Annotated in this window: 7 protein-coding genes; all 7 read right to left on the bottom strand. The window is 69.5% G+C overall.

All coding sequences use genetic code 11. From position 1 onward, the window contains the following. Window positions 1-30: 30 nt before the first annotated feature. Window positions 31-4818, bottom strand: a complete 4788-nt coding sequence (locus F2Q65_RS09805) for an Lhr family helicase (protein WP_150092882.1) — start codon at window positions 4816-4818, stop codon at window positions 31-33. 113 nt (window positions 4819-4931) lie between these two features. After that, window positions 4932-6002 carry an FAD:protein FMN transferase gene (locus F2Q65_RS09800; RefSeq protein ID WP_150092880.1) on the bottom strand — a complete coding sequence of 357 codons (1071 nt, stop codon included), beginning with the start codon at window positions 6000-6002 and terminating at the stop codon, window positions 4932-4934. Then, entirely contained in the window at window positions 5999-6640 is a 642-nt protein-coding gene (locus F2Q65_RS09795; RefSeq protein ID WP_150092878.1) for a GNAT family N-acetyltransferase, read from the bottom strand. Before F2Q65_RS09795 ends, F2Q65_RS09800 begins: the two co-directional genes overlap by 4 nt. A gap of 4 nt (window positions 6641-6644) precedes the next feature. Next, a complete protein-coding gene (locus tag F2Q65_RS09790; RefSeq protein WP_150092876.1) occupies window positions 6645-8816 on the bottom strand; it encodes a DNA topoisomerase 3 in 2172 nt (723 codons plus the stop codon). 131 nt (window positions 8817-8947) lie between these two features. Beyond that, a complete protein-coding gene (locus F2Q65_RS09785; RefSeq protein WP_150092874.1) occupies window positions 8948-10993 on the bottom strand; it encodes an acyl CoA:acetate/3-ketoacid CoA transferase in 2046 nt (681 codons plus the stop codon). A gap of 57 nt (window positions 10994-11050) precedes the next feature. Continuing rightward, window positions 11051-12025, bottom strand: coding sequence for an alpha/beta hydrolase (locus F2Q65_RS09780; protein ID WP_150092872.1), 975 nt, complete (start codon window positions 12023-12025; stop codon window positions 11051-11053). A gap of 9 nt (window positions 12026-12034) precedes the next feature. Continuing rightward, the gene (locus F2Q65_RS09775) at window positions 12035-14425 is read right to left on the bottom strand and encodes a DUF3141 domain-containing protein (RefSeq protein ID WP_150092870.1); all 2391 of its coding nucleotides are present in this window, start codon (window positions 14423-14425) and stop codon (window positions 12035-12037) included. Window positions 14426-14460: the final 35 nt, after the last annotated feature.

Raw genomic sequence — 14460 nt, 5'->3', positions numbered from 1 at the left:
ATAGGAAGTCCGATTGGCAGAGCGCAGATCTTAGCAAATCCCATCCACTGACGCCCGGGGCCGCCAGCGGACTGGCACCAGGGCGTCGTAATCCAGCTCGAATCCGGCGCCGAGAAAGGCCTCGCGCAGGGGCGACTCCAGCGCCGGAAGGCCGTCGATATGCTGGATCAGCAGCCGTTTCCGGCCGCCGGTGGGCAGCCGCTGCAGCGCTGCCAGGGCCAACGCCAGCGTGCGCTGTCCCGCCTCCTGTCTGTCGTCGAAGGCATCCGGAAAGCTCAGCAGCTGACGACCACCGGCGCCGACATAGAACACCGGCCAACCGGCCACCAACACCACCGAGGCCGCGGCCACGCGTTTCGGCGGCTGTCGGGCGCTGCGCCCGTTCCCTGCCCTGTCGCCGGCCCCGGGCTCGGCTCCGGATCTAGGCCAGGGCAACAAGCTGCCGTAGGGGTTGGCCGGGTCCGCCGCAGACAGCACGCAGACCTGTTCCTCGCCGAAGCCATCCACCGGCGCCTCCTCCAGACGTGCAGCGCGCAGTCGCTCCACCGCCCCGGGCAGCGCGAACTGCGCCCCGGACAACCCCTCGACGAAGTGTCCGCGCCGCACCCGTCCGCTCTCCTCCATCTGCTTCAGCACCCGGTACAAGGTCGAGAAGCCGCCGGGCAGGCCATCGGCGGCCACCGCCTCGCGGCTGACGACACCATAGCGCTCCAGCAACCAGTGGGCGCGGGCGAACTGCCGACGACTCTCCACCGTCGCGGCCTGTTCGGCATCGCCGGCGTGCGCCTCCGGTCCCGCCCCTGGTCCAAGCACTGGGGTGGCCACCAGCGACCAGCGCCCCCCCGCCAGTGCATGGGCGCCGACCCCGCGTCGGCCCCGGGCGGATGCCGGGCGCCCGCGAGCACCCAGGGCCCGCAGCGGCGCGAAGGTGTCGTTGCTGATGACCCCGTCCCAGACCAGGTCCCAGAGGGCCCGCTCGAAGTCCTCCCGCGCCGCCGCAGAGGTCAGCCGATGCCCGGCGCGCTCAACCACCTGCTCCAGCTCCATCAGGAAGCAGGCACCCCGCTGTCGCAGCGTATCCAGCAGCACCCGCCGGATCCGCGCCGGCGGATCCTGTGCATCTGGGCCCCCATTCGCTCCAGCGGTTCCGTCAGCGGCCGGCTCCGCGGCCCCCGAGAGCCCGTCCCCGGTCACCGCGTAGGCAAGATTCTCCCGCCGATACAGCGCGATGCGACCGTCCTTCGGTCCCAGCGCCCCCTGCCCCACCCACACCACCTGCCCGGTGGCGGCGAGCATGTCCAGGTCCTCGGAGCGATAGCCGGGCACCCGGGCCGGCAGCAGCACGCGGTCCAGCAGGCCCCAGCTGACGGCGAACCCCTCCAGCTGCATGACCGCCTCCAGCAGGCGCTCCGGCCCCCGGCGCTCCTCGCCGAGGCCGTGCCAGGCAGGCAGAAAACGGGCCAGGGTGGCGCCGTCCACCGGTGCCACCTCATCGCGCGCACGCGCCAGGGTGCGCCGCCGCAAGCGTCGCATGACCTCGGCATCGCACCACTCGGGCTCCACGCCCAATGGGCGGATCTCGCCGTGCACCAGCACGCCCCGGGTCTCCAGCAAGCGCAACACCGGCTCCACCTGGGCCGCACGCAGGCCAAAGCGGCGCGCCACCTCGGTGGTCGGAAAGGGGCCATGGGTGCGGGCGTAGCGGGTCAACAGGTGCTCCAGCGGCGCCGTCGTCGGCGCGATGAAGCCCTCCGGCAGGCCCGGCGGCGGCACGCAGCCCAGGGCATCGCGATAGAGGCCGGCGTCCTCGGCGGCGATCCAGCGCAGCTGCCCGGCAACGCGCACTTGCACCGCGCGGCGCTGGTCCTGCAGCCGCGCCAGCCAGCCCGCTGGTGGTTCCGTGCTGCGCCCGGCCAGTTCGGCGTCGGTCAGGTCGCCCAATCGGCGCAGCAGATCGTGCAGTTCGTCGGCATCGCGGGCGCGGCGCTCCGGGTCCAGGTGCGCCAGCTCCGCCTCCAGCTCGTCCAGCACCCGCGGATCGATCAGCTCGCGCAGCTCCGCCTGGCCCAACAGTTCCGCCAGCAGCCCGCGATCCAGGGTCAGGGCCTGGGCGCGACGCTCCGCCAGGGGCGCGTCCTGTTCGTAGATGTAGGCGGCCACATAGGCGAACACCAGCGAGCGGGCGAACGGCGATGCGCTCTGCGTCTCCACCTCGTGAACGCGGATGCTGCGGGAGCGGACGGCACCCAGCAGCGTCTTCAGCCCGGTCAGGTCGAACACGTCGCTCAGGGCCTGGCGGTAGGTCTCCAGCACCACCGGAAAGCCCGGATAGCGGCGCACCACCGCGAGCAGGTTCTGTGCCTTGAGCCGCTGCGCCCACAGGGGCTGGCGACCCCGAGCGGAACGACGCGGCATCAGCAGGGCGCGGCCGGCGTTCTCGCGGAACAGGCTGGCGAACAGCGAGGTGTCCGCCAGTTGCTCGGTGATGCGCTCTTCCACCTCGTCCGGCGGCGGCAGCAGGGCGTCCAGATCCGGCAGCGCCTCGCCGTCCGTCAGGCGCAGCACGATGCCGTCGTTGGTGTACATCACCTGCACCTCGAAGCCCTCGCGGCGCTCCAGCTGCCACTGCAGGGCCATGGCCCAGGGGGCGTGGATGCGGGCGCCGAAGGGCGTCAGGATGCAGACGCGCCAGTCGCCCAGCTCGTCGCGGAAGCGCTCGACAACGATGGTCCGGTCGCTGGGCACCACGCCGGTGGCCTGCCGCTGCTCCTGGATGTAGGCCGCCAGATTGCCGGCGGCAAAGTCGTCCAGCGGCGTCTGCTGCCGGATCCAGTCCGCCGCCGCCTCGCCCTTGAGCCGTTCCACCCGCCGGCAGAAGGCACCGATGGCACGGCCCAGTTCCACCGGCCGCCCCGGACCGTCGCCGCGCCAGAACGGCAGCTTGCCCGGTTCCCCCGGCGCCGGCGAGACAATCACGCGATCACGGGTGATCTCCTCCACCCGCCAGCTCGACGCGCCCAGCAGGATGCACTCCCCGGCGCGGGTCTCGAACACCATTTCCTCGTCCAGCTCACCGATGCGCGGGCCGTCGCCGCCCAGGTGCACGGCATAGTTGCCCCGATCCGGGATGGTGCCGGCGTTCAGGCGGGTGATCATGGGCGTGCCCTTGCGCGCGCTGAGGCGGTCACTGGCTCGGTCCCAGGCCAGCAGCGGCTTGAGGTCGGCGAAGTCGCTGGACGGAAAGCGCCCCGAAAGCATGTCCAGCACCGCCTCCAGGGTGCCGCGGCCGAGTTCGCGGTAGGGACCGGCGCGATTCACCAGCTGCCGGATATCGTCGACGCTGCGGTCGGCGCCGACGCAATGGGCGGCGATCTGCTGGGCCAGCACGTCCAGCGCATTGCGCGGCATGCGAAACGGCTCCAGTTCCCCCTCCAGCATGCGTGCGGCAATGACCGCGCATTCGAGCAGGTCGCCGCGAAACTTCGGAAAGATGCGCCCGCTGCTGACCTCACCGACGCCATGGCCCGCACGCCCGACCCGCTGCAGCCCCCGCGCCACCGAACCCGGCGACTCCACCAGCAGCACCTGGTCCACGCCGCCCATGTCGATGCCCATCTCCAGCGAACTGGTGGCGACGATGGCCCTGAGCGTACCGCGCTTGAGACCGTCCTCGATCTCGGCGCGCCGCTCGTGGCTGACGCTGCCGTGATGGGCGCGCACCAGCTCCACCGGAGCGTCATCGCCGATCGCCGTGTCCGCCGGCGTCGCGCCAGAGTCCAAACCGAGCCCGGGGCCGATAGCATCCAGCACGTCTTCCCCGGCGGCCACCTCGTTCAGGCGCCGGCACAGCCGCTCGCACAGCCCGCGGCTGTTGACGAAGACAATGGTGGAGCGATGCCCCAGGATCTCGTCCAGCAGCGCCGGGTAGATGGCCGACCACATGCCCTTCTTCGCCGGCGGACGCGCCACCTCGCGGGCGTAGAGTTCGCCCAGGATGGGGCCGCCGCCATGGTTCGGATCCGGGTCCGGTGTCGACGGCGGCCGCTCCATGTCCGCCACCGGCACCGTGACCCGCAGGTCCAGGCGCGGCGGCGCGGCGGCGTCCACCACGCGCACCGGGCGGTCGCCGCCCAGCCAGCAGGCGGCCTCGGCCAGGGGCTTCACCGTCGCGGACAGGCCGATGCGCTGCGGATCCTGCTCGCAGAGCAACGCCAGCCGCTCCAGCGACAGCGCCAGATGCGCGCCGCGCTTGGTGGCCGCCAGGGCATGCACCTCGTCGACGATCACCGTGTCCACCCGGCGCAGGTTCTCCGCCGCCCGGGAGCCCAGCAGCAGGTACAACGATTCCGGCGTGGTGACCAGGATCTCCGCCGGCTCCTTGAGTTGTTGCTGGCGTTCCCGGGCTGAGGTGTCGCCGGTGCGGATCGCCACCCGGGGCGGCGCACAGGGCTCGCCGAGCAGTGCCGCCGAACGGGCGATGCCGGCCAGCGGCGCGCGCAGGTTGCGTTCGATGTCGTAGACCAGGGCCTTCAGCGGCGAGATATAGAGCACGCGGGTGCCGGACGCACCGGGTTTACCGGTTGCGCCGGACGGGCCGGTTGCGTCGCCGGATGCGGCCGATTCCGGCCCCGCGGGCACGCGCATGAGCCGGTCGATGGACCACAGGAAGGCGGCCAGGGTCTTGCCGCTGCCCGTCGGCGCGGTGATGAGCACATGATCGCCGGCGGCGATGACCGGCCAGCCGGCGGTCTGCGCCTCGGTGGCACCGTCGAAATGCTGCCGGAACCAGTGCCGGGTGGCGGGGCTGAACAATTCCATGAGGACTCGGGAACGGGAGGACTCGGGAACGGGAGGACTCGGGAACGGGACGCTGCGCCCCGGATGGCTGTGCTGCGGATGTCCTGTCGCGCGAAGCGGCGGTCAGGACGACGTCAGGGCGACGCCAGCGGTGGTGACAGCACCAGCGGCGCCTCGCGATCCAGGATGGTCAGGCGGTCGCGAAACCCGGGGTTCAAGTGCACCCGCCCGTCGTCATCCACCAACAGCGCGTAGCGGATGCCTAGCGACCGGGCGATGTCGTGCCAGCCATCCGGGCCGGCGACGAACAGCGCCACCGCCGCCGCTGCGGCCACCGTGGCCTCCGGATGGACCACGGTCACCGCTTGCACGCCGCGGGCCGGGCGCCCGCTACGCGGATCCAGGATCGGGTGATAGGTGACGCCGTCGTGGATCCAGTCCCGGTCCTGAGCGGTGCGGGTGGCCACGCTTTCGTCGCCCTCGATGTTCAGCGTGGCAAAGACGCCGCCGCTGCCGCCCCGGCGCACCGGGATGCGCCAGGGCTGGTCGCTGCGATCCCCGATGGCACGCAGATCGGCGCCGATCTTGATCATGGCGTGCCGCACATCCAGTTCGCGCAGCCGCGCCACCGCCAGATCGATGGCATAGGCCGGGATGATGGGCGAGAAATCCAGTCGCAGCGCCGCGTTGTTGCCGCGCACCTGCAGGATATCGATCTCGATGTCGGACATCCGCGGGTCCGCCTCCAGCAACTGCGCAATGGCAGGTTCCGGCGGCGGGCGCATGCCCTCGGGCACCTCGACATTGAAACCCCAGAGGGCGATCAGCTTGCCGATGGCCGGATTGAACAGATCATCGGTGAGCTCGGCGTAGCGCTGGCTCAGATGCACCAGGGGCAGCACCGTCACCGGCGCCTCGAAGGCCTCGCCAGTGGGCAGCAGGCGGTTCACGCGGGCCATTTGCCCATCCCCCCACACCTGCAGGTCCCGCTCCAGCGCGGCAAAGTCCTGGCGGATGGTCTCCACCGCCTGCTCCGCCCGCTCCGGCGCCACCTGCAGCAGGGTCAGGTCGACACTGGTGCCGAAGGCCTTGAAGCGCGAGTTCACCGCCGGTGACTGCTCGCCGCAAGCAGACAGCAGCAGCGCCAAGGCGACGATCAGCGCCGGAACATTGCCGCGGATCAGGCCGGACTGCAACGGCCTCATCGGTCCGACTGCCCGCCGGTCGGCTTGAGCCAGAACACCATGGGCTTTGGCGACTGGCCCGTTTCGCCCAGTTCCTGCCAGGCAAAGGTCGTCCGCAGTTCCGGGTGACGGCGATAGCCCCGATGTTGCCAGAAGGCGTCCAGCGGCACGTAATCGGCGGGGCGGCGCGGATCGTCCGCGGCACGCTCCACGGCGCAGAAGCTGTACCACCGCCAGGGGCCGAAGCCTGTGCCGGGGTCTGCCGCCAGCGTCCGGGCATGGGCCTCGCGCTCCTGGAAGAAGCGCACGCCGATGCCGCGACCGCGATACGCCGGCAACAGCACCGACTCGCCCAGATAGAACACCCCGGCGGGATCGTACCCCGCCGCCAGAAACGGCGCCTGCACCTCGTCCATCTCCTCGGTCAGCGGCAGGGCCGTGGCGGCGCCGACCACCCGATCGGCATCCAGCGCCAGCACCACCACGCTGCCCCGGGCCTGGCTGTAGGTGCGGAGATAGTCCGCCTCATAGGTCAGGTCGCCGTCGTACAGGTACGGAAAATCCCGAAACACCTGAATGCGCAGTCGCGCCAGTTCGGGGATCTGACGTTCGAGGTCGGCACCGGCAACGCGGACCAGTCGGATTGTGTCTGTGCTCATGCACTCACTCTGACAGCGGGCCGCGCGGACTGCAAGCGGCACCGAGCGGTGGGTCCGCCAGTTGTTGCCGGACCAGCAGGCGCAGTTCACGGTCCGTGAGCCGATGGCCGTCGACGACCTTGGGCACGATGTAGTCGCAGCCTTCGCGCCAGCGATTGCAGCCGAAGGCACGCCGTCCCTCGATGAGCTGTCCCTGGCGGCACCTGGGACAGCCCAGCGGCTGCGCCCGCAGGGAGTCCGCCGTGGCCGGCGGATCGTCGCGCGCTTCGGGCGCGCCGCCGTGCTCCGCGGGCGGCGCGGCTACCCCCTGGGCCACGCGAACCACCCGAGCCACATCGGCCACCAGATCGCGCACCAGGGTACAGATGTCTGCGTAGAAGCCGTCCGCATCGGCCGCGCCCTGCTCGATCTCCTGCAGCCGCTGCTCCCAGGCGGCGGTGAGTTCGACGCTGCGCAGGGGCTCGGCCACCAGCGCGATCAGCGCCCTGCCCTTGTCGGTGGCCCGCAACTGCTTGCGCTGGCGCTCGATGTAGCCGGTGCGCAGCAGCTTCTCGATGATCGCGGCGCGGGTGGCCGGGGTGCCCAGACCGGAGCCCTTCATGGCCGCCGCCAGCGCGTCGTCGTCGATGTCGCGTCCGGCGTGCTTCATGGCGTTCAAGAGGGTTGCATCGTCATAGGGCCGCGGCGGCTGCGTCTCCTTTTCGACCACCTCCAGGCCGTCCACATGCACGCTCTGACCCTTTTGCAACGGCGGCAGGGCGCTTGACTCAGCGGCAGTCTCGGCGCCCGGCACGGTTGCCCCCGATGGGGCCGGCCCGGCCAGTGGTGGCTGCCGCCGCGGCCCCACACGCTTCCAGCCCGGCTCCAGCTCCACCGACCCGCGGGCGATGAAGCTCGCACCACCAATGTCCAGCTTGACCAGGGTCTCCTCGACCCGCTGGTCCGGCAGGAACACGCCGACGAAGCGCGCCGCGACCAGGTCATAGATCTTGCGCAACGGCTCCGGCAACCCCGCCGACGGACGCCGAGCGGTGGGCAGGATGGCGTGATGATCCGTAAGCTTGGTCTTGTCCACATAGAGCTTGCCGAGACGATGACCAGCCGCCAGCCGCTGCTCGGCCTCGGCGGCCAGGGGGTGGTCGACCGCCTGCAGGATCTGCGGCAGTTGCGGCAGCATGTCTTCGCCGATATGGCGACTCTCGGTGCGCGGGTAACTGATGAGCTTGTGCTGCTCATACAGGGCCTGCGCCAGTTCCAGCACCCGGGCAGCAGTGAAGCCGTGGCGGCGGTTGGCGTCGCGCTGCAGCGTGGTCAGATCATAAAGCGGCGGCGGGCGGTTGTTGCGGACCTTCTTGTCCACAGCCACCACGGTGCCCGTACGATGTGGCTCGATGGCCTGGGCGATCTCGCGCAGGCGCCGTTCGGCATGCTCCTTCTTGTCGAGGCGCGTCTCGCCGTCCTCGACATAGCGGGCATCGAAGCCCTCTGCCAGACGGGCCTTCAACTCATAGAAATACGCCTTGGTAAAGCCCGCGATGGCGGCATCGCGTGCAACGATCATGGCCAGGGTCGGCGTCTGCACCCGACCGACGGTGTACAAGCCCCGGTTGCGAACGGTATAGGCGCGGGTCAGGTTCATGCCCACCAGCCAGTCGGCCTGGGCGCGGGCGCGCGCGGCGGCAGCCAGGGCGTCATAGTCAGCACCGGGTCGCAAGTGGGCGAAGCCCGCGCGGATGGCCTCGTCGGTGAGACTGGAGATCCACAGCCGCTGCACCGGCTTGCGGCAGCGGGCGTGCGCCATGATGAGGCGGAAGATCAGCTCGCCTTCGCGTCCCGCGTCCGTCGCGCAGACGACGCGCTCGGTGTCGGCGGCGGTCAGCAGGGCCTTGACGATCCGAAACTGGTCCTGCGTGCGCTTGTCCGTGCGCAGCTTCCACCGCGCCGGGATCATCGGCAGCTGCGCCATGCTCCAGCGGCCGGACCAGTCGGCGCCCCTGCCGGCACCCCCATTGGCTCCATAGTCATCCGGCTCGGCGAAGTGCACCAGATGCCCCAGCGCCCAGGTCACGCACCAGCCGTTGCCGCGCAGGCATCCGGTGCCGCGCCCGGTGGCACCGAGCACACGCGCGATGTCCCGGGCGACACTGGGCTTTTCGGCAATCACGAGGGCGGTCATGGCCCGGAGTATAACCGCTGCAAACGGACTCCGATTGTCCCGACGCGTTCAGTAGCCAGGCCATCTACCGGAACCGGCAGCCAGCATCGGCCGCCGGAGTTGGAGAAGGACTCTGCGGCCGGCGGACGCGTTCAGCGCCCGGCGGCGGGTCCGCCGGACATGCGCTGCCGGGCCTCGTCCCGGCTGGCGTAGAGGTTCGGCTCCAGGCCGTGCAGGGAGAGTGACTCACCCAGCTTCATGCGCAGGAAGGCGCTGGTGGAGTAGCGCGTGATGCCCGCGTAGTAGCGGTCCACCAGATACCGGACCATGTCGGCGTAGGCATCGGTCAGATCGGGCCGGAGGCGGAAATTGTCATAGTTGACGATGGTATCCACCTTGCGTCCCAGGGGCTTCAGCAGGGCCTCCACGGCGTCGCGGATGCGGCCGATATCACCGGGCTCGTTCACCGCCAGGGCCTCGAAGTTGACGAACAGCTGGTTGCGCTCCGGGTCATAGACCAAGCGCTCCGCCAGCGGCAGCTCCAGCAGATCGCGCTCCAGTCCCATGGGCGCGTCGACGAAGATCCTGGGGTCCATGACCCGCAGCGGGTCGGCAATCCTGGGCCGGAAACCCATGTGCGCCAGGATGTCTCGCTCCAGGTCGACACCCGGAGCGATCTCGGTCAGGGTGACGCCGTCGGGTCTCATCTCGAAGACGCAACGCTCGGTGATGTAGAGCACCGGACGCCCCGTGCGCCGCGCCCGCGCCCCGCTGAAGGTGACCTGCTCGACCTGCGCGATGAACTTGGCGCCGCCGTCCCCGTCGCCGATGCAGAGTTGCCCGTCGCCGATGCCGAGCGCGGTCTTCGCCGTGGTGAAGGTGCCGACAAAGATCAGCTTTTTCGCATTCTGGCTGATGTTGATGAAGCCCCCCGCGCCCGCCAGCCGCCGACCGAAGCGGCTGACATTGACGTTGCCCTCGGCGTCGACCTGTGCCATGCCGAGGAAGGCCAGGTCCAGCCCGCCGCCGTCGTACAGGTCGAACTGTGCGGGCTGATCGATCAAGGCGGCGATATTGGTGCCGGCGCCGAAGTTCAGACCGCTCGCGGGCAGGCCGCCGATCAGCCCCGGCTCGGCGGTCAGGGTCACGAAGTCGAGGATGTGCTCCTCGTTGGCCACGTTGGCGATGCCCTCGGGCATGCCGATGCCCAGGTTCACCACGGCGTTCGGCCGCAGTTCGAAGGCCGCCCGGCGGGCGATGACCTTGCGCGCATTCAGCGGCAAGGCCGGGATCGATTGCATCGGCACCCGCACCTCGCTGCTGAAGGCCGGGTTGTAGGGCTCGCCAAAGGTCTGCCAGTGCTGCTCCGGGGGCGCCACCACCACGCAGTCCACCAGGATGCCTGGAATGCGCACCTGCCGCGGATTCAGGGTATGGCGGTCGGCGATGCGTTCCACCTGGACGATCACCAGCCCACCGGAGTTGTGCGCCGCCGTCGCCAGCGCCAGGGACTCCAGCAGCAGGGCCTCGCGCTCGACGGTGACATTGCCGTCGGGGTCAGCGGTGGTGCCGCGGACGATGGCGACATCGATGGGGAAGCCCTTGTAGAACAGGTAGTCCTCACCGTCCAGTTCCAGCACGCGCACCAGGTCCTCGGTGGTCCGCGCATTGAGCTTGCCGCCCCCCAGACGCGGATCGACGAAGGTCTCCAGGCCGACCCGGGTCAGGGTGCCGGGCTTGCCGGCGGCGATGTCGCGAAACAGATGCGCCATGACGCCCTGGGGCAGGTTGTAGCCTTCCACCTGATCCGCGTTGACCATGGCCTGCAACGCCGGCACCAGGCCCCAGTGGCCGCCGATGATACGTCGCAACAGGCCCTGCTGCGCGAGCTGGTTCAGGCCCCGCTCCCGGCCATCGCCCTGCCCCGCCGCGTAGACCAGGGTCAGGTCCCGCGGTGTCGCCGTGTCGGTGAAACGCCGGGCCAGCGCGGCCGCGACGTGCTCGGCAAAGCCAATGCCGACGAATCCGCCGCTGACAACGGTGTCACCGTCACGGATCAGGCGGACCGCATCGGCCGCGGACACGATCTTGCTGCGGTTCGGCTCATGCCGTTCCGGTCCTTGCAGCAGCGGATGACCGCTCGCCTTCGGCGTGACTGCATCTTCGGGCTGCCGGGAATCGGCCTGGCTTCTGTTCATGCTGGACCCTTGCTTCATGCGCTGCGTCAAAGTTTCATCGTCGTCGAGTCTGTCGCCTCATCGGCCGAGGAAGGCGCCGACGGCCGCATAGGTCTGTCGGCAGGCCAGGGGGGCCAGGCCCTCGAGGTTGAGAAACCCGTGGATCATGCCAGACAGGCAGTGGTGTTCGGCCTCGATGCCGGCCTCGCGCAGGCGCTGCACATAGACGCTGCCCTCGTCCCGCAACGGACAGAGCTCGCAGGTCAGCACAAGCGTCGGCGGATAGTCCGGCGTCAGTTCCATGAACAGGGGCGAGATGGCGCGACGGTTCTCTGCGTTCTGCAGATACGCGTCGAACATCCAGAGAATGCGCTCGCGCTCGAGCAGATAGCCCTCGGCGTGCTCCATCACCGAGGGCTGGGACAGGGTGTAGTCGAGGCTGGGATAGATCAGTATCTGACGTTCGATGTGCATGCCCGGCTCGAACTGCGCCAGGTGCGACACCGTTGCGCACAGCGCCCCGCCGGCGCTGTCGCCGACCAAGGCCAGACGCGGCTGGTAGACGAGGCCGAGACGCTGCAGCAGCGGAAACACCCGCTTGGCGCTGGCCAGGGTGTCCTTCAGCTGGGCCGGATAGGGACACTCCGGGGCCAGCCGGTAGTCGATGGCAACGACGATCCGCCGGGCGGCCAGGGCCAGTTTCCGCGCAATGGGGTCGTACAGGCTGACCCCGCCGGCCACATGACCGCCGCCATGCACGAACAGCAGCACCGGCAGCGCCTCGTCCGGCTGCGGGTGATAGACCCGGACCGGAACCCGGTAGTCCGGCCCGGGGATGATCTCGTCGCGCACCTGGGGCAGTTCCGGCACCTCCGTCAGGAACCGCCGCGTGGCCAGTTCCCAGGATTCGCGGGCATTGGTTACCGTGCGCCGATAACCGTGGACACGCGCCTTCTGCTTCGCGGACCGCAGCACCCGCAGCCAGTCTCGCAACGGTTCCGGCATGGACGCCGGGAACGATTCCGAGATGGCCGCATCCCGCTCAAGCGTCATGCCCGCGCCTCACGCCACCTTGCGCACGACGGCCCCGTCGTCGCCCCCGTCCCAGGCGTCCAGTTCCAGCACTTGTGCCAGCTGGCCCAACATGAGCACGGTCTGGGCGCACATCTCCTCGCGGGGTCCGGCGATGCACTCGCACAGCGCCATTGCCCGGCGCCGGTCCGCCTCGTCCCCGATCAGCGTCGGCAGCGCCTGCATGGCCGCCTCCGGCTCGTAGCCCACGATCAGGCTCTCCTTGTGGATCATCCGGGCGCGCGCCTTGGGCTTCATGCTGGCAAAGGGCTCGGTGGACATGAGCATCTGGTTGGAGCGCTCCAGCCGCGAGCGGCGCACCTCCTTGCGCGAGTGGGCAATGAAGATCAGCATCCGGATCACGCCGTCCTCGAAACCGCCCTGGTCGATGCGGTCGAGCGCGTCCTGCACCGTGGCCAGCGTACGCAGGTCTTCCTTGGGCTCGGCCTTGCTGACCACGCCACCCATGCGCTCGCCCAGGGCCTGGGTGGCCGGCGCGCCCCAGAGCAGATGGAAGTTCCATTCGATCACGGCGTTCTGCAGATCGCGCACCCCGTCCCACCACTGGGTGACCAGACCGGCGCCAAACCGTTCCATCTGTCGAAACGGGTTGTCGGCGGAGACCGCCTGCCGGTTCTGGCGCACCTGCTCGGCCAGGGGCGCCACTCCCTGCATCAGGGGGTTGCGGTCGCTCTGCAGCCAGCGCTGCATGCGCATGGGGCTGGCATTGGCCATCAGGTCCGCGCTGGCCTGATTGACCGCGGCGCGCACGAAGGGCCGCAGGGTCAGGTCATAGAGCTCGGCGCCCAGTTCCGAAAAGCGGGCGACGGTGGCGAAGGGCCGGTCCGAATCGGTGCCACCAGCCTGCTCCATCATCTGCTCGATGCTGCGCTCGGCGAAGGCGACGTGGAAGATCTTGTCGACCCCCTCGCCCTTCTCGTCGGTGATCACCATCTCGTAGAGACCGGGCCGGAGCGCCTCGATCGCCTTCAGGGTGGAGACGATCTGGCCGTGCTCCCGCTTCGCCACTGATGAGGAGACGAAGATGCCCAGATGGCCGACACTCTCGTGCAGGGTGTAGAGGATGCGCTGGCCGCGGGCGCGGATCTCGTCGACATCGGTGTAGTGATCGGCGATCCAGCCCAGGGCCTGCTGCGGTGGCGTGATGTTGTCGCCATGGGAGGCGAAGACGATGATCGGCGAGTTGACATCGCGCAGGTCCAGATGGGTGCGCTCGTTCAGCAAGGCCCTGCCACGCCCCAGGCGATTGCCGACGAACAGGTTCTCGACGATCCAGGCGATCTCCGCCGGCGTCATGAAATAGAAGCTGCTCCACCAGCGCTCGAAACCGACGAAGCGCGGCACCTCGGTATCGATGCGATCCCAGAGGTTGTAGTACTTCGCCCACCAGGTATTGCTTGGCGAGAGGCGCTCGAAATTGAACACCAGGTTGGCACCGTCGAAGGCGCCGTTGCCCAGGTCCGACAGCAGGTGGACCGAGGTGGCGCCGCCGACCAGACCGCCGAGGTAGCGCATCGGGTTCTTGCCCTTCTGCCCGGCCCAGTACGACAGCGGCGCGCCGTTGGCCACCACCGGGCCGGTGATGTCCGGGTTGGTCGCCGCCAGCAGCATGGCACCCCAGCCGCCCTGACAGTTGCCGATGACGATGGGCTTCGGCGAGTCCGGGTGGCGGCGGCGGACCTCGCGGACGAACTCGGCTTCGGCCGCGGTCACGTCGGCCAGCGTCTGGCCAGGGACCGGCAGACGACTGAAGGTGACGAAGTAGGTCGGATGCCCGCCATGCATGGCGGCACCGACCTGGCTCTCGTCCTTGAACCCGCCGATGCCCGAGCCATGACCGGCGCGCGGGTCGATGATGATGTAGGGCCGCCCGTCCTCGCGCACCGGCATGCCCTCCGGCGGCACGATGCGCACCAGCGAGTAGTTCACCGGCCGCGGCAGCGTATGGCCGTCGATGACGGTCTCGTGCGCCCAGCTCAAGACGGTCTCGTCGCTCCCTTCCTCATGTTCGACGAAGTGATTGCCACACTGACGCAGGGCATCCGCGTAGAGCACCGAGCGATCGGCGCCATCCCTGAGATAATCCAGCCAGTGCTGCAGCAGCGCCGGCGTGGCCATGGCCGCGGCCACCTGCTGCCAGGTCTGCAGGTTGCGACTGGTGTTGCTCTGGGCGGTCTCCAGCGCACGACCGGCATGCGTCTGCAGCAGGTCGCCGAGATCGCGGGCATACTGCTGGTGCTCGTCGGCGCTGCCCGACAAGGCATCGGGCAAGGCCCCGGAAAAGGCGCTTCTGAATGCGCCGGGCCAGCCGTCGAAACTGGTGATCTCGATCGGCGACGCGAGTTTGGCCAGGTCGAACATGGGTAGCCTCCAGCAATCGGGTGTGTGACTAGGCC

This window comes from Thiohalocapsa marina (assembly GCF_008632335.1).
Classification (GTDB): domain Bacteria; phylum Pseudomonadota; class Gammaproteobacteria; order Chromatiales; family Chromatiaceae; genus Thiohalocapsa; species Thiohalocapsa marina.
Note: the sequence above shows the minus strand (reverse complement) of the source record. Positions and strands in the feature narration are given on the sequence as shown.

What these genes read in the sequence shown, in the direction of transcription:
- F2Q65_RS09805 (WP_150092882.1), bottom strand. Translation starts at nt 4,818, where the DNA reads ATGGAATTGTTCAGCCCCGCCACCCGGCACTGGTTCCGGCAGCATTTC.
- F2Q65_RS09800 (WP_150092880.1), bottom strand. Translation starts at nt 6,002, where the DNA reads ATGAGGCCGTTGCAGTCCGGCCTGATCCGCGGCAATGTTCCGGCGCTG.
- F2Q65_RS09795 (WP_150092878.1), bottom strand. Translation starts at nt 6,640, where the DNA reads ATGAGCACAGACACAATCCGACTGGTCCGCGTTGCCGGTGCCGACCTC.
- F2Q65_RS09790 (WP_150092876.1), bottom strand. Translation starts at nt 8,816, where the DNA reads ATGACCGCCCTCGTGATTGCCGAAAAGCCCAGTGTCGCCCGGGACATC.
- F2Q65_RS09785 (WP_150092874.1), bottom strand. Translation starts at nt 10,993, where the DNA reads ATGAACAGAAGCCAGGCCGATTCCCGGCAGCCCGAAGATGCAGTCACG.
- F2Q65_RS09780 (WP_150092872.1), bottom strand. Translation starts at nt 12,025, where the DNA reads ATGACGCTTGAGCGGGATGCGGCCATCTCGGAATCGTTCCCGGCGTCC.
- F2Q65_RS09775 (WP_150092870.1), bottom strand. Translation starts at nt 14,425, where the DNA reads ATGTTCGACCTGGCCAAACTCGCGTCGCCGATCGAGATCACCAGTTTC.